At 73.2% G+C, this 20,171-nt stretch carries 22 protein-coding genes; 9 read left to right on the forward strand and 13 right to left on the reverse strand.

What is annotated here, in order from left to right:
• Nucleotides 1–10: 10 nt before the first annotated feature.
• Nucleotides 11–238, forward strand: coding sequence for an IS110 family transposase (locus tag V7S47_RS09685; RefSeq protein WP_336561462.1), 228 nt, complete (start codon nt 11–13; stop codon nt 236–238).
• A gap of 49 nt (nt 239–287) precedes the next feature.
• Here V7S47_RS09685 and V7S47_RS09690 read toward each other — a convergent pair whose 3' ends face one another.
• Complete coding sequence (locus V7S47_RS09690) at nt 288–1,805, reverse strand: SulP family inorganic anion transporter (RefSeq protein ID WP_336561364.1); 1,518 nt, start codon at nt 1,803–1,805, stop codon at nt 288–290.
• A gap of 181 nt (nt 1,806–1,986) precedes the next feature.
• On the opposite strand from V7S47_RS09690, the gene V7S47_RS09695 reads away from it, so the two are divergent.
• Nucleotides 1,987–2,436: a MerR family transcriptional regulator gene (locus V7S47_RS09695; protein WP_336561365.1), complete on the forward strand. Its 450-nt coding sequence runs from the start codon at nt 1,987–1,989 to the stop codon at nt 2,434–2,436.
• Nucleotides 2,437–2,830: 394 nt separating this feature from the next.
• Here V7S47_RS09695 and V7S47_RS09700 read toward each other — a convergent pair whose 3' ends face one another.
• From V7S47_RS09700 to V7S47_RS09720, 5 genes are all read right to left on the reverse strand, one after another.
• Nucleotides 2,831–2,998: an arsenate-mycothiol transferase ArsC gene (locus V7S47_RS09700; protein WP_336561366.1), complete on the reverse strand. Its 168-nt coding sequence runs from the start codon at nt 2,996–2,998 to the stop codon at nt 2,831–2,833.
• Nucleotides 2,999–3,011: 13 nt separating this feature from the next.
• Complete coding sequence (locus tag V7S47_RS09705) at nt 3,012–3,485, reverse strand: arsenate-mycothiol transferase ArsC (RefSeq protein WP_336561367.1); 474 nt, start codon at nt 3,483–3,485, stop codon at nt 3,012–3,014.
• Nucleotides 3,482–4,609, reverse strand: a complete 1,128-nt coding sequence (arsB, locus tag V7S47_RS09710) for an ACR3 family arsenite efflux transporter (RefSeq protein WP_336561368.1) — start codon at nt 4,607–4,609, stop codon at nt 3,482–3,484. The genes V7S47_RS09705 and arsB overlap by 4 nt, the downstream gene beginning before the upstream one ends.
• On the reverse strand, nt 4,606–5,019 hold the full coding sequence (locus tag V7S47_RS09715) for a metalloregulator ArsR/SmtB family transcription factor (RefSeq protein WP_336561369.1): 414 nt from the start codon (nt 5,017–5,019) through the stop codon (nt 4,606–4,608). The genes arsB and V7S47_RS09715 overlap by 4 nt, the downstream gene beginning before the upstream one ends.
• A 375-nt stretch (nt 5,020–5,394) precedes the next feature.
• Nucleotides 5,395–6,291 (reverse strand): hypothetical protein, encoded by an 897-nt coding sequence (locus tag V7S47_RS09720; protein ID WP_336561370.1) that lies wholly within the window; start codon nt 6,289–6,291, stop codon nt 5,395–5,397.
• Between the two features lie 104 nt (nt 6,292–6,395).
• Here V7S47_RS09720 and V7S47_RS09725 point away from each other — a divergent pair, with 104 nt between their 5' ends.
• The 3 genes from V7S47_RS09725 to V7S47_RS09735 are packed head-to-tail and all read left to right on the forward strand — an operon-like array spanning nt 6,396 to nt 9,688.
• On the forward strand, nt 6,396–7,379 hold the full coding sequence (locus tag V7S47_RS09725; RefSeq protein ID WP_336561371.1) for a DUF2332 domain-containing protein: 984 nt from the start codon (nt 6,396–6,398) through the stop codon (nt 7,377–7,379).
• 33 nt (nt 7,380–7,412) lie between these two features.
• Nucleotides 7,413–8,411, forward strand: a complete 999-nt coding sequence (locus V7S47_RS09730; protein ID WP_336561372.1) for a zinc-binding dehydrogenase — start codon at nt 7,413–7,415, stop codon at nt 8,409–8,411.
• Complete coding sequence (locus V7S47_RS09735) at nt 8,408–9,688, forward strand: MFS transporter (protein WP_090851209.1); 1,281 nt, start codon at nt 8,408–8,410, stop codon at nt 9,686–9,688. Before V7S47_RS09730 ends, V7S47_RS09735 begins: the two co-directional genes overlap by 4 nt.
• Here the strand turns inward: V7S47_RS09735 and V7S47_RS09740 are convergent.
• From V7S47_RS09740 to V7S47_RS09765, 6 genes are all read right to left on the reverse strand, one after another.
• Nucleotides 9,685–9,906: a hypothetical protein gene (locus V7S47_RS09740; protein WP_090851206.1), complete on the reverse strand. Its 222-nt coding sequence runs from the start codon at nt 9,904–9,906 to the stop codon at nt 9,685–9,687. The two genes, V7S47_RS09735 and V7S47_RS09740, sit on opposite strands and share 4 nt — an antisense overlap.
• Nucleotides 9,907–9,964: 58 nt before the next feature.
• Nucleotides 9,965–10,966: a LuxR C-terminal-related transcriptional regulator gene (locus V7S47_RS09745; RefSeq protein WP_336561373.1), complete on the reverse strand. Its 1,002-nt coding sequence runs from the start codon at nt 10,964–10,966 to the stop codon at nt 9,965–9,967.
• 74 nt (nt 10,967–11,040) lie between these two features.
• Nucleotides 11,041–11,610 (reverse strand): TIGR03086 family metal-binding protein, encoded by a 570-nt coding sequence (locus V7S47_RS09750; RefSeq protein ID WP_336561374.1) that lies wholly within the window; start codon nt 11,608–11,610, stop codon nt 11,041–11,043.
• Nucleotides 11,607–12,611, reverse strand: coding sequence for a sigma-70 family RNA polymerase sigma factor (locus tag V7S47_RS09755; RefSeq protein ID WP_336561375.1), 1,005 nt, complete (start codon nt 12,609–12,611; stop codon nt 11,607–11,609). Before V7S47_RS09755 ends, V7S47_RS09750 begins: the two co-directional genes overlap by 4 nt.
• A 62-nt stretch (nt 12,612–12,673) precedes the next feature.
• Nucleotides 12,674–14,194, reverse strand: a complete 1,521-nt coding sequence (locus tag V7S47_RS09760) for a glycerol-3-phosphate dehydrogenase/oxidase (RefSeq protein ID WP_336561376.1) — start codon at nt 14,192–14,194, stop codon at nt 12,674–12,676.
• Nucleotides 14,191–14,769, reverse strand: a complete 579-nt coding sequence (locus tag V7S47_RS09765) for a TetR/AcrR family transcriptional regulator (protein WP_336561377.1) — start codon at nt 14,767–14,769, stop codon at nt 14,191–14,193. The genes V7S47_RS09760 and V7S47_RS09765 overlap by 4 nt, the downstream gene beginning before the upstream one ends.
• A 17-nt stretch (nt 14,770–14,786) precedes the next feature.
• Here V7S47_RS09765 and V7S47_RS09770 point away from each other — a divergent pair, with 17 nt between their 5' ends.
• Nucleotides 14,787–16,355: an FAD-binding oxidoreductase gene (locus V7S47_RS09770; protein ID WP_336561378.1), complete on the forward strand. Its 1,569-nt coding sequence runs from the start codon at nt 14,787–14,789 to the stop codon at nt 16,353–16,355.
• Nucleotides 16,355–17,278 carry a diacylglycerol kinase family protein gene (locus V7S47_RS09775; RefSeq protein WP_336561379.1) on the forward strand — a complete coding sequence of 308 codons (924 nt, stop codon included), beginning with the start codon at nt 16,355–16,357 and terminating at the stop codon, nt 17,276–17,278. Before V7S47_RS09770 ends, V7S47_RS09775 begins: the two co-directional genes overlap by 1 nt.
• A 201-nt stretch (nt 17,279–17,479) precedes the next feature.
• Here the strand turns inward: V7S47_RS09775 and V7S47_RS09780 are convergent, their stop codons facing one another.
• Nucleotides 17,480–18,169 (reverse strand): pirin family protein, encoded by a 690-nt coding sequence (locus V7S47_RS09780; protein ID WP_336561380.1) that lies wholly within the window; start codon nt 18,167–18,169, stop codon nt 17,480–17,482.
• A 48-nt stretch (nt 18,170–18,217) separates the two neighbouring features.
• Here V7S47_RS09780 and V7S47_RS09785 point away from each other — a divergent pair, with 48 nt between their 5' ends.
• Nucleotides 18,218–19,546, forward strand: a complete 1,329-nt coding sequence (locus tag V7S47_RS09785; RefSeq protein ID WP_336561381.1) for a GH1 family beta-glucosidase — start codon at nt 18,218–18,220, stop codon at nt 19,544–19,546.
• A gap of 17 nt (nt 19,547–19,563) precedes the next feature.
• Nucleotides 19,564–20,139: a sugar O-acetyltransferase gene (locus V7S47_RS09790; protein ID WP_336561382.1), complete on the forward strand. Its 576-nt coding sequence runs from the start codon at nt 19,564–19,566 to the stop codon at nt 20,137–20,139.
• The last annotated feature ends 32 nt before the right edge of the window (nt 20,140–20,171 follow it).

Below are 20,171 nucleotides of genomic sequence, written 5' to 3' on the forward strand. Positions count from 1 at the left end.
CCTGCACGTCATCGGGCCGACGTGTGCCGCCAGGTTGCTGGTCGAGGTCGGCGACCGCGCCCGGTTCCGGTCCGAGGCGCACGTCGCGTCGTGGAACGGCACCGCGCCGATCGAAGCCTCCTCCGGCGATCAGGTCCGCTACCGGCTGTCCCGGACGGGCGACCGACAGATCAACCGGGTCCTGTACAACGTGGCCGCGGACGCCTCTGCCAGCAACCACGTCGCCAGCATCGCGTGAGCAGACCCTCCCGAGGGACGCGGCAGATCGCGACGGTTCCCGGTCATGCTCAGTGTGAGGCGAGCTGCCCGGTGAGACGCTCGTGGCGGTCGGCGCTGGAGGGGTTGAGGCCGATGATGGTGACGCTCTTGCCCTTGCGTTCGTACTTGGTGGTGATGGCGTCGAGGGAGGCGACGGTGGAGGCGTCCCAGATGTGGGAGTCGGTGAGGTCGATGACGACCTGGTCGGGGTCTTCGGTGTAGTCGAACTGGGTGTAGAGGTCGTTGGACGAGGCGAAGAACAGCTCGCCCGTGACCCGGTAGACCGCGGTCCCCCGGCCCTGGGCGTCCTCGACAAGCTCGCGGTGGGTCTGGGTGAGGTGCGCGACCCGGCGGGCGAAGAGAGTCATGGCGACCAGGACGCCGACCACGACACCGATGGCCAGGTTGTGGGTGGCCACGGTGACGATGACGGTGGCGGCCATGACGGTCGTCTCGGACTTCGGCATCCGTCGCAGAGTCGTGGGCTGGATGGAGTGCCAGTCGAAGGTGCCGACCGCGACCATGATCATCACCGCGACCAGCGCCGCCATGGGGATCTTCGCGACGATGTCGCCGAACCCGACGACGAGGATGAGCAGGAAGACGCCGGCGAGGAACGTGGAGATCCGGGTGCGCGCACCGGACGCCTTCACATTGATCATGGTCTGGCCGATCATCGCGCAGCCGCCCATGCCGCCGAAGAACCCGGTGATGACGTTCGCCGCGCCCTGACCGAGCGCTTCGCGGGTCTTCTCGGAGGGGGTGTCGGTGATGTCGTCGACGAGCTTGGCGGTCAGCAGCGACTCCAGGATGCCGACCAGTGCCATCGCCAGGGCGTAGGGAGCGATGATCTGCAGCGTGTCGAGATTGAACGGCACGTCGGGCACGAACCACGACGGGAGGCTGTCGGGGAGCTCGCCCTCGTCGCCGACGTTCGGGACGTCGATCGCCGCGAGCAGCGTGAACCCGGTGAGGGCGACGATGGCCACGAGCGGGGCCGGGATGATCTTGTTGACCCGGGGGAAGCCGACGATGACGGCGATGCCGACCGCGATCATCGGGTAGACCGCCCACGGAACGTCGAGCATGTGGTCGACCTGGGCCTCGAAGATCAAGATGGCCAGCGCGTTGACGAACCCGACCATGACCGAGCGCGGGATGAACCGCATCAGCTTCGCGACGCCGGCCAGGGCCAGGACGATCTGGATGAGCCCGCCGAGAAGCACCGTGGCGATGAGGTAGTCGTACCCGTGGTCGCGCATCACCGGCGCGATGACCAGGGCGATGGCGCCGGTCGCGGCGGAGATCATCGCCGGGCGCCCGCCGAGGAAGGAGATCGCGACCGCCATCGTGAACGAGGCGAACAGTCCGACGCGCGGGTCGACGCCGGCGATGATCGAGAACGAGATGGCCTCGGGGATCAGCGCGAGGGCAACGACGAGGCCGGCTAGAGCCTCGGTGCGCAGCAGCTTCGGGCGGCGTAGCGCGGTCCGAACGGTGTCGTCGGGGACGTGCGGCGGTGCAGGGGCAGGTGCAGGCGCGCTCAAGGCAGGGGTGCTCCGTTCGAGAGAGGGGTAGGTGTGTTCGGGGCGCGCCGGATCGTCCGATCGGGGGAGCGATGGGGGACCATGGTGCGCGTGCTGGCGTCGTCGCCGGCGAAAGTCTGTGTGCAACTCTACCCTTACGTGAGGTTAGAGTTGTAGTCGTCAGAGAGTGAGGGGGACTACGGTGAACGGCATATCCAGCTCTGAAGGTGCCCCCACAAGCGTCCAGGCGACAGACGAGGTGACGACCGGCTTCATGCACATCGGAGAGGTCGCGGCCCGCACGGACCTCTCGCTCCGCAGCCTCCGGCACTGGGAAGAAGTGGGGCTGCTGGTCCCGTCGGGACGAACCGATGGCGGCTTCCGGCTGTACACCGAGACCGACGTCGAGAAGATCCTGGTGATTCGGCGCATGAAGCCACTCGGCTTCAGTCTGGAAGAGATGAAGGCAGCCATGACCGACATCGAGGCGCTACGCGATGCCGAGGTGTCCTCGCAGGTCCGCGATGAGGCGCGATCCCGGCTGAAAGCCGTGCAAGAGGATGCTGGCAAGCGGCGGCTGAAGCTCGTGCAGCACCTGGAGATGGCTGATGAGTTCATCGGGCTCCTCAAGCAGGAGACCCAGCCCTCGTAAGCACCCTCCACGGCGACTCTTCGATTCAGAGGGTGCCAGGACCGCGCACTCTCGGCGGCAGAAGGGTGCGCTCTGGGTGGGTCGAACCGTGGTCGAAGTGGTTCCTTGTCGTCGGCCTCACCGGTGGAGGGGCGGCAGCTCAGGCTTGCTTCAGTGGCCCAAGTTCGCGGGCGAGTTGCCGCACTCGTGTCGCGATGTCGTCCCGAATCAGACGCCTGCGCTCAGCGCCTTCGATGCCTCGATCGGACGGTTCGTCGGTCTCCCAGACCTCGAAGCGGGTGCCGTCGACGGGTTCGACTTTGGCCTCGCCTCCCAGGATGACGACCAGGTCGGCCGCTCTGAGGAGGGCGGGAGCGACGGGCTTCGGCTTCCGTCCGGTCGTGTCGACGTCGATCTAGCGCAGGGTCGTCACCGATAGCTCGTTGAGATTGGCGCCTGGGCGTGTGCCGGCGGAGTCGACGTGGACGCGGTCGCCTACCAGGTGCCGCATGAGGCCGGCGGCCATCTGTGACTTCCCGCCGTTCTTGACGCAGACGAACAGGACGCTCGGCTTGTCGGTCACAGCCGCTCTCTCATCAGGCTGGGTCGAGGACGGACGGCGGGAGTTCGATGTCGGGGACGAGGTCGACGAGCAGGTCGCGGACGCGTCCGTCGATGTCGGCGATGATGGCGCGCACGGTGGCCTCGTCCTGGCCGCCGGGGTCGGCGACGGGCCAGTCGATGTACTTCACGCCGGGGACGTACGGGCACTCCTCGCCGCAGCCGAGGGTGATGGCCATGGTGCTGGTTGCGATGGTGTCGCGGGTCAGGAGCTTGGGCTGCTCGCCGGAGGTGTCGAGGCCGAGCTTCTCGAGGACGTCGGCGACCTCGGCGTGGATGTGCTCACCGGGCTGGGTGCCGGCGGAGAGTGCCCGGACGCGGCCGCCGGCGTAGTGCTCGGTGAGGACTCTGCTGATGACGGAGCGGCCGCCGTTGCGGACGCAGGCGAACACGACCTGGGGTACGTCGGGCTGCCCAGCCGTTGCGTCGATGCTGGTGGGGTCGGTCATCGGGTCGCTCCTGAGGAGTCGGTCTCGGCGGAGTGGATCGTGCTGCAGTCGGGGTAGAACTTGCGGGCCCAGAGGCTGACGTAGACGAGGCCGACGAGGACGGGGACCTCGATGAGGGGGCCGACGACGCCGGCGAGGGCTTGGCCGGAGGCGACGCCGAAGACGCCGATGGCCACGGCGATGGCGAGCTCGAAGTTGTTGCCGGCGGCGGTGAAGGAGACGGCGGTGGCGCGCTGGTAGTCGAACCCGAGCGCCCGGGTGAGGAGCATGGATCCGCCCCACATGAGGGCGAAGTAGACCAGGAGCGGCAGGGCGATGCGGACGACGTCGAGGGGCTGGTTGGTGATGGTGTCGCCCTGGAGCGCGAAGAGCAGGACGATGGTGAACAGCAGCCCGTAGAGCGCCAGGGGTCCGATGCGGGGCAGCAGGGTGGTCTCGTACCAGTCGCGGCCCTTGGCGCGCTCACCCAGGGTGCGGGTGAGAAACCCGGCTGCGAGTGGGATGCCGAGGAAGACCAGGACGGACTTCGCGATGCCCCACATGGACACGTCGAGGTCGGTCTGGTCCAGGCCGAGCCACCCGGGAAGGACCTGGAGGTAGAAGTAGCCGAGAACCGCGAAGGCCAGGATCTGGAAGACGGCGTTGAGCGCGACCAGGATGGCGGCGGCCTCACGGTCGCCGCAGGCGAGGTCGTTCCAGATCAGCACCATCGCGATGCACCGGGCGAGGCCCACGATGATGAGGCCGGTGCGGTACTCCGGCAGGTCCGGGAGCAGCAGCCAAGCCAGCGCGAACATCAGCGCCGGGCCGAGCAGCCAGTTCAGGACGATGGAGGTCGCCAGCAGCCGGCGGTCCCCGGTGACGTGGCCGAGCTCGTCGTAGCGGACCTTCGCGAGGACCGGGTACATCATCACGAGCAGGCCGATGGCGATGGGGAGGGAGACTGAGCCGATCTCGACGGCGGCGAGTGCGTCGTCGAGTCCGTCGACGAGCCGGCCGAGCACCAGACCCACGACCATGGCCACGCCGATCCAGACCGGGAGGAATCGGTCGAGGGTCGAGAGGCGTTGCAGTACCGGGCTGTCGGCGCCGCTGCCGGTGGTCTCGTGGACGGTGTCGCTCATGCCGACGCCCCCGCCATCTCTGTCTGGGGCGTTGCGGAACTTGCCGGGTTGCCGGTGGCGAAGAGGGCGCCGAGCGCGGCCATCGCCTCGGGGCGGGCGATGTAGTAGACCCAGGTGCCGCGCTTCTCGCGGTTCAGCAGCCCGGCCTCGTGGAGGACCTTCAGGTGGTGGCTGATGGTCGGCTGGGTCAGGTCGAAGTGCGGCAGCAGGTCGCACACGCACGCCTCGCCGCCCTCATGAGAGAGCACCAGCGACAGCAGCCGCAACCGGGCGGGGTCGGCCATGGCCTTCAGCATCGCTACGACTCCGGCGGCCTGGTCGGCGCTGATGGGCTCCCGAGCCAGCGGCACGCAGCACGCCAGCCCGTCGACCGTGAGCGGCCCACACTCGTCCTGCGATGACTTCGACATACGTGAATGTTGACATACGTCGATACGACGCGCCACAGGGCCAGACATCAACATCGACAACTATCCATGTCTCGCTCTCAGGCGGGGTACTGCCACTCGACTGGAGCTGTCATGACGTGAACACGGGCCGCTGCCGGACGGCCCAAGGAGCTAGTCGCGTTCCCCGAGCTCTACCGGCACCTCCAGGTCGGCGAGTCGCCCACCCCCGACGACGAGACCGCCGTGCCGAGCCAGGCGCCGACGCCCGATCAGCGGGCAGCCGAGACGCCGGGAGAAAGTCCGCAGGAGCGGGCCGCGCGCTACCTCCGAGAACGCGGCCGCGCCCGCGAGTGAGCCTGACGGGCTCCGCCGAGTCCGCGGGCTCGGTCCGGTCGATCAGATCGCTCGGGACTGGGCCACCAGCCAGGCGTCCCAGCCCCGGGCGAGCCGGTCCCGGCCGTCGGCCGGTGGGCGGTCGGAGGTCCACCAGGCGAAGACGTCGGCGCGCTCGCCGACGGGGTGCGACAGCCGGACCACGACCGGGCGGCGCTGACGGCCGAGGGCCGCGACGCCGCTCCGTGCGAGCGGGGCGATCCGGCCACCCCAGGCGGCGGGGGTGACGTCGGCGGGGGCGACGGGGCCGAGGTCGGTCCCGAGGTCGAGCCGGACCTGGGACCGGCCCCGCTCGAGCCGCCAGCTGGCGGCGGCGAGCGGGAGGCTGGGGGAGGAGACGCCGCGCTGGACCCGCTCGACCAGGTCGATGTCGCCGTCGGACACCTTCCCGTCCAGGACGACGGTCCCGGCGCCGCTCGTGTAGCGCCAGGTCACCGGCTGCGGCGGCAGCGGGAGCCGGCTGGACTCGGTGACGTCGTGGGCGAGCCCGCCGCCCGAGGCGACCTCCACGGTGGTACGGCCGCTCTCGTAGGTCACCCGGGTCTCGCCGACGAAGGCAGCGGCCGAGCGCCGCCAGGCCGCGACGACCTCGGCCGCCCGCGCGTCCGCGGCGAAGGCCTCGTCGACCGCCAGGACGTCGGGGGCGTCGGTCTCCCTGAGCTCCAGCAGGTACGACGGCTCCCCCTGCTCGGCCGTCACCCGGTCGACCTCGGCGACCAGCGCGACGACGGCGGCCTCGGCGAGCCCGGGGGTGAGGCCGATCTCCAGGTGGGCGCCCTGATCGTCCACCTGGACCTCGGCGACGGCCGCGTGGGTCGCGAGGTCGTTGCGGATGCCCGCCCCCCGGTCGACCTCGCTCGAGCAGCCGGTGGCGACGACGAGGAGGACCGCTGCCGTCATGACGGCAGCCGTCGTCCTGCTCCTGCCCCCCCAGGCCATGCCTAGATGGTCACACGGCCGCGACCCGCACGCGAGTCGAATCGGCCAGGCGTGATGATGCCCTCGTGGACGTCTACGGAGAGCTGGTCGACCAGTACGCCGACTTCGGGCGCTACGCGGCCGCCGACTCGGCCTGCTTCGGCGCCTGGGCGGCCGCTGTCGCGGACGACCCCGAGGTCCTCGCCTGGCTGGGCGCGCTGCCGCCCGGCAAGGCCCAGCCCAACCTCGTGTTCGCCGCCGCCCGCTGGCACGGCGTCCCCGCCCCCGGCCCGTACGACGCGCTGCGCGACGCCCTGCTCGGCGACGACGGCCGGATCCGCGCGACGATCCTCGAGCGCCGTACCCAGACCAACGAGGTGGGCCGACTGGCCACCCTGGTCCCCGCGTTCGCGACGCTGGGGATCGTCGAGCCGGTCGCGCTGCTGGAGGTCGGGCCGAGCGCGGGGCTGGTGCTCTACCCGGACCGATGGTCCTACGCCTGGGAGACCGAGGACGGGACCGTCGCGGCCGGGACCGGGACGGCGTTGCGCTGCCGGGTGCGCGGTCCGGCGCCGCTGCCCGCCGAGCTGCCGCGGGTCGCCTGGCGCGGCGGCGTCGACCTCCATCCGCTGGACGTCGCCGACGCCGACGCGATGGCCTGGCTGGCCACGCTGGTCTGGCCCGAGCAGGACGCGCGCCGCGCCCAGCTGCAGCAGGCGATCGAGGTGGCCCGGGCCGATCCGCCGGACCTGCGCACCGGCGACCTGCTGGAGGAGCTGCCGGCGCTGGTGGCGGAGGCGTCGTCGTACGGGCCGGTGGTGGTCTTCCACACGGCGGTGATCGCCTACCTGACGGACCCGGACCGCGAGCGATTCCACGATCTGATGGCCGGCCTGGTGGCCGACGGCGCCTGCCGCTGGGTGAGCAACGAGGGCAAGCGAGTGCTGCCCCGGGTGACGGCGACCGGGCCTCCGGTGCCCGAGGAGCGCGCGACGTTCGTGCTCGGCGTGGACGGGCGGGCCGTGGCCTGGACGCACGGGCACGGCCGCTCGATGCGCTGGCTCGCTTGACCTCAACTTAACTTGAGGTTGTTCGATCGGCTCATGCACGCGATCCGGCTCCACGCCTTCGGCCCGCCCGACCACCTCGTCCTCGACGAGCTCCCCGACCTCGAGCCCGCCCCGGGCGAGGTCCGGGTCGCCGTCGCGGCCGCCGGGGTGCACCTGCTCGACACCTCGCTGCGTCGCGGCGAGAGCGGCGGGCCGATGCCGCCGCCCGACCTGCCGACCGTCCCCGGTCGCGAGGTCGCGGGCGTCGTCGACCGGGTCGGCGCCGGCGTCGACGGGGCCTGGCTGGGGCGCCGGGTGGTTGCCCACCTCGGCATGGTCCCGGGCGGGTACGCCGAGCAGGCCGTCACCGCGGAGGGCACGTTGCTCGCCGTACCGGACCACGTCCCGTTCCCCGACGCCGTCGCGGCGGTGGGCACCGGCCGGACCGCGCTCGGCGTCGTCGAGCTGGAGCCGCCGCGCGCCGGCGACACCGTGCTGGTGCTCTCCGCCGCGGGCGGCCTGGGCTGGCTGCTCGCGCAGTCGGCCCGTACGGCGGGCGCCCGGGTGGTCGCCGCCGCCGGCGGCCCGGACCGGGTCGCGGCCCTCGCCGCCCTCGAGCCGGACGCCGTGGCCGACTACGCCGAGCCGGGCTGGAGGGAGGCCCTGACCCCCGTCACCCTCGTCTACGACGGCGTCGGCGGTGCGGTCGGCCGCGCGGCCTTGGAGCTGCTCGCCCCGGGCGGTCGCCAGGTGATGTTCGGGTTCAGCGCGGGCGCCCCGACCCGGTTCGACACAGGTGACGTGGTCGCCCGCGGGCTGACGGTCGGCTGGAGCCTCGGCCCGCGGATGGCCGCGCTGCCGGGCGGGATCCCCGGGCTGGCCGCCCGGGCCCTGGACCGGGTCGCGGCGGGCGACTGGCGGCCGCTGGTGTCGACGTACCCGCTCGCGGACGCGGCGCGCGCCCACGCCGACCTCGAGGGCCGCCGGGCCCTGGGGAAGGTCGTCCTGGTGACCGATGAGAGTCCGGTCGTGGCAGGGTCTTCCCCGACATGACCGAGCAGCTGACCGACGCGCCCGAGCGGAGCCTGCCGCGCGCGCTGACGCCGTTCCGGAGCCCCGGCTACCGACGCCTGGCGCTCGCGTTGGTGCTGTCGACCTTCGCGTCCGGGGTCTGGGTCGTCGGGCTGGTCTGGGAGGTGATCCGGATCGGCGGCGGCCCGGGCCAGCTGTCGCTCGTCTCGACCGCCGGCGCCGTCGGTGTGCTGCTCCCCGCGCTGCTGGGCGGCGTGGTCGCCGACCGGGTCCCGCAGAAGCTGGTCCTGCTGGGCGTGGCCGCCGTCGAGCTGGCCGGCATGGCACTGGTGGCGGCCCTGTCGACGGCCGACCTGACCCGGGTCTGGCACCTCGCAGCGGTGTCGTTCGTGATCGGCGCGGCGATGGCCTTCTACTACCCGGCGTACTCCGCCTGGCTGCCCGCGCTGGTCGAGGAGCGCGACCTGCTGGCGGTCAACGGCTTCGAGGGGATGGTCCGGCCCACGGTGGGCCAGGCGGTCGGGCCCGGCGTGGCCGGGGTGGTCGTGGGCGTGGCGTCCTCCGGGGCGGCCCTCGGGGTGGCCGCGGCCGCGTGCCTGGCGGCGATCGTCGCCCTGACGCTGGTGCCCCTGACGCCGGTCCGGCGTGAGGAGGGCCCGCACGGGTCGGTCCTGGGCGACCTGCGCGAGGGGTTCGGCTACCTGGTGCGGACGCCGTGGCTGCTCGCCACGCTGCTCTTCGCCTCGTTGATGGTGCTGGCGATGATGGGCCCGCTCGAGGTGCTGGTGCCGTTCCTGGTCAAGGACAAGCTGGGCGGCGGTCCGGGCGACCACGCGCTGGTGCTGGCCGCCTTCGGCATCGGCGGCGCGGTGGGCTCGCTGACCATGGCCTCGCTGCGGATGCCGCGGCGCTACCTCACGGTGATGAACGTCGGCTGGGGCGTCGGCTGCCTACCGCTCGTGGTGATCGGGCTGGCGACCGAGATCTGGGTGGTCGTCGTCGCGGCCTTCGTCCTGGGGGCGATGTTCGCGTTCCCGATGGTGATCTGGGGGACGCTGCTGCAGCGCCGCGTCCCGCCGCACCTGCTGGGTCGGGTCGCCTCGCTCGACTTCTTCGTGTCGGTGAGCCTGATGCCGGTCTCGATGGCCCTCGCCGGACCGGTCAGCGAGCTGCTCGGGCTGCGCACGACGTTCCTGATCGCCGGGCTGGTGCCCGGGGTCGCGGCGGTGGTCGCGACCGTCGCCGCCCGGTTGCCGGCCGACGAGATCGCGCACCCGCTGCGCGACGAGGCCGCTTAGAGCGGGGACATCCCGGTGAACGGGCTGCGGATGTGCAGGGTCTGGTCACCGAAGTCGACCGTCACCCCGCTCGCGTGCACCGCGGTGACCCGACCGAGGCCGTAGGAGTCGTGGGAGACGCGGTCACCGACCGTGAACTCCTCGATCACAGGCTCGGGATCGGGCTTGAACGGACTGCTGGCGAGGTGTCTGCGCTTCGCCCCGGGAGAGGTGGTCATCACCTCGAGTATGCGCCCCCGAGCCCGATGGTGGTGCTTTACCGTCGGATCGGTCGGCTCAGACGGGGGTGCCGAGCGTCTCGGCGAGGCGGGAGCGGGAGGGGATCCCGAGCTTGCGGTAGATGTGCGAGAGGTGCCACTCGACCGCCTTGACGGTCACCACCAGCTCCTCGGCGATCTGCCGGTTCGTCAGCCCGTCGGCGGCCAGCAGGGCCACCCGGCGCTCGGCCGCGGTGAGGGTGGCCATCGCCTCGGACCGGACCCGGCGAGGCTGCTCGCCCAGCCGGTCGAGCAGGCGTCGTACCCGGCCCTGGAGCGGCCAGAGCTCCTGGCGGCCGGCGTACTCCTCGGCGGAACGGAGGAGCTGGCGCGCCTCGTCCTCGCCGGCGCGCTCGGGGTCCAGCAGGAGCAGGCCGGCCAGGTCGGTGTCGATCTGGGCGGCGAGCCGCTCGGCCACGACCTCGGTCAGGGTGGCCCGGGCCTCGCGCAGCAGCACGATCCGGTCGCCGCCGACTCCGACGGTGGCGAGGGTGCGCAGCCCGTGGGCGTGGGCGTACGGCGACCCGGAGGCCGCGACGACCCCGCGCCACTCCTCGGCCAGCCCGACCGCCTCGCGGTGCCGGCCGACCCGGACCAGGGCGACCGCCGCGCTCGCGCGCCAGGGCACCAGCGCGGGATCGGCCAGCTGCTCGGTCTCGGCCAGTCGCTCGCCGGCCGCGAAGAAGTGCTCGACGGCGGTCTCGGCCTCGCCGAGGGCGGTCGCCAGCTCGCCGCGGGCGTGGTGGGCGACCGCACCGGCCGGACCGGCGCGGTCCAGCAGCGGCTCCAGTGTCACCCCGACGCCCATGGCCTCGGCCAGGTCGCCGCGGGCGAGCCGGCAGTCGATGAGGCTGGCGGCGATCAGGCTGGCGGCGATCGGGTCCGCGGAGGCGTCCGGGTGCTCCCGCAGGACGGTCAGCGACGCCAGACCCTCCTGGATCCGGCCGGCCCGGACGTGCACGAGTGCCGTGCCCAGGGCCCCGGCGAGACCAGCCTCGTCGGGCACCTCGGGCGAGCGCATGGGCATGAGCCTAGGAATGCCGGGCGCCGCTCGGGCCGGAACGGCCGGATCCGACCAGGTGGACCAGTCAGGTGCTACGTCACATTCACGACGCCGCGGCGACCCAGGAACGCGAGCAGCCGTACGTCGGGGGGTGCGTCGCCGGGGACCGCGTAGGCGGGCCCGAAGCGGACCCCGCGGTCGCGGGCGTCGACCAGCGCGCCGGCCGCGTCGAGGAGGCCCGCGGCCAGCTCGGCGGGCACCCGGCGGGGCGAGCCGGTGGCCTCGGCGACGTCCCAGCCGTGCACGGTGATCTCGAGGGCGGCGGCGGCGACCAGGACCCGGCTGGCCACGGCGGCGTCGCCGACCAGGACCTCGCCGGGCCGGGGCCCGACCCAGGCGCCCAGCAGGGCGCAGGCCTTCTCGCGCAGCGTCCCGACCCGGTCCGGGGCAGGGGCGGGCGGGGCCACCGCGACGACGCCCTCGGCGGCCTCGAGGAAGGCGTCGAGCGAGTCGTCCATGTGGGCGAGCAGCGAGCCGAGGGACCACCGGTGGCACGGCGTCGGGCGGTCCAGGTCGACCGTGGAGACGCCGGTCAGCGCGCCGCTGGCGTAGGCCAGCGACCGGTCCAGCAGCTCGACGGCGTCGTCGAGCCGCGGGGTCACTGCGGAGCCGGACCCCGGCTGGCGCCCACGGGCAGCTGGGCGGGCTCGTAGTCGGCCGGCAGGTCCAGCGGCAGCCCGCACTTCGCGAAGAGCGAGCTGTCGAAGAACGCGTGCACGTGCCGGACCCGGTCGCCGTCCAGCTCGAGCACCTGGAGCTGGAAGGGCACGAAGTGGCCGTCCGGGGTGCGCATGTAGAGGCCGAAGGCCGGTTGGCCGTTCGCGTAGGTCGCGATCATCGGCATGTCGTAGCTGCCGCCCGGGCAGGCGGTGGCGATCAGCTCGCCGATGGTCGCGGCGCCGACGTACCAGCCGGTGAACGGCGGCATCTCCCAGACCGCCTCGGCGGTCAGCAGGCTGACGATCTGGTCGATGTCCTTGCGCCAGAACGCCTCGACGTAGCGGTCCAGCAGCCGCAGCTGCTCAGGGCTGAGGTCCTGCTCGACGCTCTCCTCGGTCAGCCCGCGGTCCTTGAACTGCGCGTGCGCGCGCTGGAGGGCGGAGTTGACCGCGGCGGTGGTGGTCTCGAGCGCCTCGGCGGTCTCGGCGGCGCTCCAGCGGAGCACGTCGCGCAGGATCAGCACCGCGCGCTGGCGGGCCGGGAGGTGCTGGAGGGCGGCGACGAAGGCGAGCCGGATCGAGTCGCGCTCGGCGACCACGACCGCGGCGTCGGGCACCGGCTCCAGCCAGGCGATCTCGTTGTTGGCCTCGAGCGCGTCGCCGGCGACGGCGTCGGGGGTGCCGAGCCCGGTCGGGAGGGGCCGGCGCGGGCGGCCCTCGAGGTTGGTCAGGCAGACGTTGGTGGCGATCCGGTAGAGCCAGGTGCGGACCGACGAGCGGCCCTGGAAGTCGGCCGAGGCCTTCCAGGCGCGCAGGAACGTCTCCTGGACCAGGTCCTCGGCCTCGTGCACCGACCCGCTCATCCGGTAGCAGTGGGCCAGCAGCTCGCGCTGGTAGCGCTCGGTGAGCGTGGGGAAGTCGTCGAGCTCGCTGATCGTGGTCATCGCACCTCATCCTCCGGTCGTCCAGTCTGCCTCCACCTACCGACAGCGGTCGACCCCGAAAGTCATCGGTGCGCGGCGCAGATCTCCAGCGCCCGCTCCGCGGCGGGTACGGCGAGCGCCCGGTCGGCCGCCACCAGGCCGACCCGCGTGCGCCGGTCGAGCAGGTCGCCCACGTCGGCCGCCCCCTCGTGGGTCACGCCGAAGAGCAGCTCGGCCAGCGTCACCGGCACGCCGTCGGCGACCGGGGCGAGCAGCTCCTCGTGGCCCAGCCCGCTGACCTCGCGGGCGCTGGCGAGGACCAGGGCGGCGTCGGTGCCGTAGCGCCGGACCAGCCGGACCGGCTCCTCCAGCTCGGCCAGGACCCGCCGCGGAGCGGCGCCGAGCAGCGGGAGCCGGGCCGTCCGGCAGGGCTCGGCGTCGAGACCGGCCTGGGCGACGGCGGCGTCGACGGCGTCCTCGGCCATCCGGCGGTACGTCGTCAGCTTGCCGCCCACGACGGTGAGCAGCCCGGACGCCCCGGTGAGCACCGCGTGCCGACGGGACAGGTCGGCGGTCGAGCCGTCCTCGGCGTGCAGGAGCGGCCGCAGCCCGGCGTACGCCCCGACGACGTCGGCGCGGTGCAGCGGCCGGGCGAACGCGGCGGAGACGACGTCGAGGAGGAAGCCGATCTCGGGCTCGGTCGGCTCCGGGACGTCGGGCACCTCGCCGTCGACCGGCTCGTCGGTGAGGCCGACGTAGAGGGTGCCGTCGGGTTGGGGCAGGACCATCACGAACCGGTTCGTGGCCGCCGGCACCGGGCAGAAGACGGCCGCGCGCAGGCCCGGGACCGCGTCGCCGCGGAGCACCAGGTGGGTGCCGCGACTGGGCCGCAGGGTCACCTCGGCGGCCAGGGTGTCGGCCCACACGCCGGTGGCGTTGACCACGGCCCGGGCGGTGACCGTGCGGGTGGCGCCGGTCAGCTCGTCACGCAGCTCGACGCGGGTGCCGGTCGCGCTCAGCACGCGGGCCCGGGTGCGGACGTGGGCGCCGTACGACGCCGCGGTCCGCGCGATCGTGGTGACCAGGCGGGCGTCGTCCTCGAGCTGGCCGTCCCAGGCCATCATCGAGCCGCGCAGCCCGGCCCGGCGCAGGGCCGGGGCCATCTGCAGGGTCTCGGTGGCGGTCAGCCGCCGAGGCCTGGGCAGCGTCTCGTGGTCGGTGCGGGCGCCGCGGCGCAGGGCGTCGCCGGCCCACATGCCGGCCCGGGTCACGCCGGCCATCAGCCGGCCCACGCTCGAGTCGAAGGGCACGACGTACGGCATCGGGCGGGTGAGGTGGGGGGCGGTGACCTCCATCAGGACGCCGCGCTCGACCGCGCTCTCGTGGGCCACGGCGACCTGGCCGTTGGCGAGGTAGCGCAGCCCGCCGTGCACCAGCTTGGACGACCAGCGGGAGGTGCCGAAGGCCAGGTCGTGGGCGTCGACCGCGAGCACGCTCAGGCCGCGGGTGACCGCGTCGAGCGCGACCCCGGCGCCGGTGACCCCGAGGCCGACGACGACCAGGTCGACCTCGTCGGGGGCTCCCTCGAGGCCCGGGGTGATCACGGCTGCAGGATCCGGGTCAGGGCGAGCTCGAGCTCGCCGTCGAGGTCGCGCATCCCGACCCGGTCGTCGACCATCGTGTGGGCCGAGAGCACGAACCCGTGAGCCGCGAGGACCAGCGCGCGGGCGATCGCCGTGGGGTTGCCGGCCCGGACGTCGCCGGTGGCCTGCCGGGCGGTGATCGCCTCCTCGGCGATGGCCAGGATCAGGTCCTGCGAGCGGCCGCGGCGCGAGAGCAGGTAGGGCAGGACCAGCTCGGGGTCGAGCTCGACGATGCGGACGAACAGCTCGTTCTCGCGCAGCGCGCGGATGGTGGCGACCATCCGCTCGACCAGCCCCTCGGTCCCCGTCGTGCCGGCCACGATCCCGGTCCACTCGCGGGTCATCAGGTCGCCCAGCAGCTGCGGCATGTCCGACCAGGTGCGGTAGATCGTCATCCGCGACACCCCGGCCCGGCGCGCGACCTCGGTGAGGGTCGTGCGGCGCCAGCCGACGTCGAGGATGCAGGCCCGGGCGGCGTCCAGGTAGCCGTCGCGGGGGCTGGCGGCCGACTCGGGGTTGTGACGAAGTGACGTCATGTGTCACATTGTAACGCATGACGGTTGAGATGCACCCCTCCCGCTGGGGCGACCCGGCCCAGGCCGCCCCGCTGCCCGACGCCGCCCGGGACCTGGTCGAGCTGGTCTTCGGCCTGACCGACCGCCCGGCCGTGGCGGAGGTCGTCGTACCGCCGTCGGGGCTGGCGCCCGCCCTGCTCGCCGGGCTCGTGGACCTGCTGGGGGCCGAGCACGTGCTCACCGACGACGCCGTACGACGGCTGCGCACCCGCGGCAAGTCGACCCCCGACCTGCTCCGGCAGCGGGCCGGCGACCTGTCCGACGCCCCCGACGTGGTGGTCCGCCCGGACGGCCACGACGAGGTCGCCGCGCTGCTGGCCTTCGCCGTCGAGCACCACCTCGCCGTCGTCCCCTTCGGCGGCGGTACGTCGGTGACCGGCGGCCTGGTCGCCCGGCGCGCGGGGTACGCCGGCGTCGTCTCGCTCGACCTGGTCCGGATGAAGCGGCTGGTGGCCGTCGACCACACCTCGATGACCGCCACCCTCGAGCCGGGGCTGCGCGGGCCGGAGGCCGAGGCGCTGCTCGCGGCGGAGGGGCTGACGCTCGGCCACTACCCGCAGTCGTTCGAGCACGCCTCGATCGGTGGCTTCGCCGCGACCCGCTCCTCGGGCCAGTCCAGCGCCGGCTACGGCCGCTTCGACGCGCTGGTCGTCGGGCTGCGCGCCGCCACCCCGCGCGGCGAGCTCGCGCTCGGCAGCTCCCCGGCCAACGCCGCCGGCCCCGACCTGCGCCAGCTGCTGCTCGGCTCGGAGGGCGCCTTCGGCGTGATCACCGCGGTGACCGTCCGGGTCCGCCGGCTGCCCGCCGAGAAGGTCTACGAGGGCTGGCACTGGCCGTCCTTCGAGGCCGGCCGCGACGCCATGCGGACCCTCGCCCAGGCGGGGCTGCTGCCGACCGTGCTGCGGCTCTCCGACGAGGCCGAGACCTCGATCAACCTGGCCCGGCCGGACGCGATCGGCGACTCGTCGCACGGCGGGTGCCTGATGATCACCGGCTACGAGGGGACACCCGAGGCGGTCGCGGCCAGGCGGGACGCCGTCACGCGGGTCCTGACCGGTCTCGGCGGTCTGACGGCCGACGCCGGTGTGGGTCCTGCCTGGGTCGAGGGGCGCTTCCGCGCGCCGTACCTGCGCGACTCGCTGCTCGACGTCGGGGTGCTGGTCGAGACGCTCGAGACGGCCACCTTCTGGTCGAACGTGCCGCGGCTCTACGCCGACGTGAAGGCCGCGCTCGTGGCGTCCCTGGGGACCTCGACGCTGGTGCTCTGCCACGTCTCGCACGTCTACGAGACCGGCTGCTCGCTCTACTTCACCGTCGCCGCCCAGGAGTCCGACGACCCGCTGGCCCAGTGGGCGGCGGCGAAGGCGGCCGCCAGCGACGCGCTGGTCGCGACCGGCGCGACGATCACCCACCACCACGCCGTCGGGACCGACCACAAGCCGTGGCTGGCCGCCGAGATCGGGGCGCTGGGCGTCTCGGTGCTGCGCGCGGTCAAGGCCGACCTCGACCCGACGGGCATCCTCAACCCCGGGGTGCTGGTGGACTGATGCGCTCCTTCACGTTCCTGGTCAACCCGGCCTCCGGGGGCGGGGCGGCGCCCGCGGCCGTCGTACCTGTCGCGCGGCTGCTGCGCGACGCGGGGGCGACGGTCGACGTGACCTACTCGCCCGGGCCGCTGGCCATGGGCGAGCTGGTCACCGAGGCGGTCGGTCGCGGCGACGTGGTCGTCTCGGTCGGCGGCGACGGGATGCTCTCGCACCTCGCCGGCCAGGTCGCGGCCGCCGGCGGCACCCTCGCCGTGCTCCCCGCCGGCCGGGGCAACGACTTCGCGCGGATGCTCGGCCTGCCGACCGCCTCCCCCGACGTCGCGGAGCTGCTGCTGCACGGCCCGGCCTCGCCGGTGGACCTGCTCGGCTGGACCGTCCCCGGCACGACGACCCGCGTCGTCGCCGGCTCCGTCTACGCCGGGGTCGACGCCCGCGCCGCCGCGCTCGTGCACCGGATGCGGTGGACGCCGAAGCAGCTGCAGTACCCCTGGGCCGCCGTACGCTCGCTGGCCACCTACCAGCCTGGGCGGTTCTCGGTGACCGTCGACGGTGCGACCCACGCCTTCTCCGCGGCCACGGTCGTGGTCGCGAACTCGGCGTACTACGGCAAGGGCATGAAGATCGCGCCCGCCGCGGCGGTCGACGACGGCCTGCTCGACGTGGTCGTCATCGAGGCCGCCTCCCGGCTGGAGCTGGTCCGCTCCCTGCCGAAGGTCTACGACGGCGGCCACGTCGCGCTCGACGAGGTCACGGTGCTCACCGGACGCCGGGTCGAGCTGCACGGCACCGCTCGCGGCGGCATCCCCGTCGGCGCGGACGGCGAGCCGCTCGGCGACCTGCCGACCCTCGCCGACCCGGTTGCCGTGGTCGAGGTGCTGCCCGCCGCCCTGGTGGTCGTCCGGCCGGTCTCGTCGGTCGAGTAGCGAGCGCCGGCGGCCGGTGTCGTCGGTCGAGTAGCGAGCGCCAGCGGCCGGTGTCGTCGGTCGAGTAGCGAGCGCCGGCGGCCGGTGTCGTCGGTCGAGTAGCGAGCGCCGGCGGCCGGTGTCGTCGGTCGAGTAGCGAGCGCCAGCGAGCGTATCGAGACCCGTCGGTGGGTCTCGAGACGTCCGCTCGTTCCTTGCGGACTACTCGACCGGCGAGGGTGTTCCGAAGGCCCAGACCAGCAGGTCGGTGGGGACCGCAGCGGTGACGGAGACCGCGGGATGGTCGACCATCTCGAACGCGTCGCCGGCGACGAGCGGCTCGGCCAGCGACGACCGGGTCAGCGCGCCGGTGGCGACGTACGCGTGGACGCGGCCGGCGGCGGGCAGCTCGACGGTGTCGCCGATCCCGAGCCGGGCGACCGAGAACCGGGCGCCGGGCAGCGGGGCCGCGACCTCGGTCAGGGCGCCGGGCAGGAGCGTCGGCGTCGAGACGTCGTACGACGGCGCGGGGGGCTCGTCGGTCGCCAGCCAGACCTGCACGAACCGGGTCCGCGGCTCGGCGGCCACCTCGCTGTGCTCGACCGCGGGGTGGTCGACGCCGTCGCCGGTCTGGAGGACCGCGACCTGTCCGGGCGCCACGACCAGGGGGTCGCCGACGCCGGTGTGGGCGAGCCCGCCGCTCACCACCCAGGACACGATCGCCACGCCCGAGTGGCGATGTGTGTCGAAGCCCTCACCGGCCGTCAGCAGGTGGTCGTCGTGGCAGACCATGGGCCCGAAACGCAGGCGTTCCGGGTCGTGGTGGTTGCCGAAGGAGAAGGAGTGCTGGGTGGCCCGGCCTGACGCACGTTCGGTAAAACGAGCGGAAGCCCGGCGGATCTCGACCGTCACGTCCATGATGGTGTCATGGGGGAAGAGTCCGAAAGTCGAACGTTCCCGGTGCTCCCTCCAGGGTTCCGGTTCGGGACCAGCTCGGCGGCGTTCGCCGTCGAGGGCGGGGCGGACGCCGACGGGCGGGGCCCGAGCATCTGGGACACCTTCGCGCAGCAGCCGGGCAAGGTCGCCGACGGCACGACGTGCGCGGTGGCTGCCGACAGCTACCACCGCTGGGCCGAGGACGTCGACCTGCTGAAGCGGCTCGGGGTCACCGGCCACCGGCTCTCGATCTCCTGGTCGCGGGTCCAGCCGACCGGCTCGGGCGCGTGGAACCAGGCGGGTCTCGACTACTACGACCGACTCCTCGACGCCCTCAACGAGGCCGGCATCCAGCCGATGGTGACGCTCTACCACTACGACCTCCCGCAGGCGCTCGAGGACGACGGCGGCTGGCTCAACCGGGTCACCATCGAGCGCTTCGCCGAGTACGCCGCCGCCATGGGCGAGCGGTACGCCGACCGGGTCGAGCACTGGGTGCCGGTCAGCGAGCCGGCGAACGCGGCCTACCTCGGCTACGGGCTCGGCCAGCAGGCGCCGGGCCGCGAGATGCTCTTCGACTCCCTCGTCGTCGCCCACCACCTGCTGGTGGCCCACGGCCGCGCGGCGATCGCGCTGCGGGGCGCGGGGGCGACCAGCGTGGGCTGCGCCAACAACCACGCCTCGATCTGGCCGGCCAGCGACGACCCCGCCGACGTCGGTGCGTCCAAGCTCTTCGACGCGATCTGGAACGGCGTGTTCCTGGAGTCGATGCTGCTCGGCCGCTACCCCGTCGACCTGGCGCCGATGATGGAGGAGTTCATCGAGCCCGGCGATCTGGTCACCATCCGCCAGCCGCTCGACTTCTACGGCCTCAACTACTACAGCCCGCAGCGGGTCGGCGCGACCCGCGAGGACGCGCTGCTCCCCTTCGAGTGGCGGCCGCTGCTGGGCTACCCGGTCACCGACGCCGGCTGGTCGGTCGTGCCCGACTCGCTGCGCGAGTGGCTGATCATCTTCCGCGCCCGCTTCCGGGCCGCGCTGCCGCCGATCATCATCACCGAGAACGGCGCGTCGTACTCGATCCCGCCGGGCCCCGACGGGGTTGTCGACGACCAGGTGCGCATCGACTACCTCGACGTCTACCTGCGGGCGGTCGCCGAGGCCGTCCAGCGCGGCGTCGACGTGCGCGGCTACTACTACTGGTCGCTCCTCGACAGCTTCGAGTCCGCCGACGGGCTGCGCTCGAAGTACGGCCTGGTGCACGTCGACCCGGAGACCCAGGACCGGACGCCCAAGCGGTCGTTCCAGTGGTACGCCGAGACGATCGCCGCCCAGACGCGGTCCACGGGCTAGTCGCTAGCGTCGGGCCCATGACGGCCTACGAGCGCGACCACCGGACCATGCGCGAGCGGATGGAGGCGGGCGACGCCTACATCGCCGACGACCCCGAGCTGGAGGAGGCGTCGTACGCCGCCCGCGACCTGATGACCGCGGTCAACGCGACCGGGCCGCGGGAGGGCGCGCGGCGCCGCGAGCTGCTGGTGGAGCTGCTCCGTGCGATCGGCGCGGAGACGGAGATCCGGCCGCCGCTGTACGTCGACTACGGCCGCAACATCGGCATCGGCGCCCGGACGTTCGTGAACTTCGGGCTGGTCGCGCTCGACGTGGCCCGGATCGAGATCGGCGACGACGTGCAGATCGGGCCGAACGTGCAGCTGCTGACGCCGACCCACCCGGTCGAGCCCGGGCCGCGGCGCGACAAGTGGGAGGCGGCCGAGCCGATCACCATCGGCGACAACGTCTGGCTCGGGGGCGGGGTGATCGTCTGCCCCGGGGTCACCATCGGCGCGGACACCGTGGTGGGGGCCGGGTCGGTGGTGACCAAGGACCTGCCGGCGGGCGTGATCGCGGTCGGCAACCCGGCACGGGTGACCCGCTCGGTCTGAGCGTTCGCGCACGCTTTGACCGTTCGATCAGA

It is taken from the genome of Nocardioides sp. CCNWLW216, from assembly GCF_037120545.1.
Taxonomy (GTDB): Bacteria; Actinomycetota; Actinomycetes; order Propionibacteriales; family Nocardioidaceae; genus Nocardioides; species Nocardioides lianchengensis.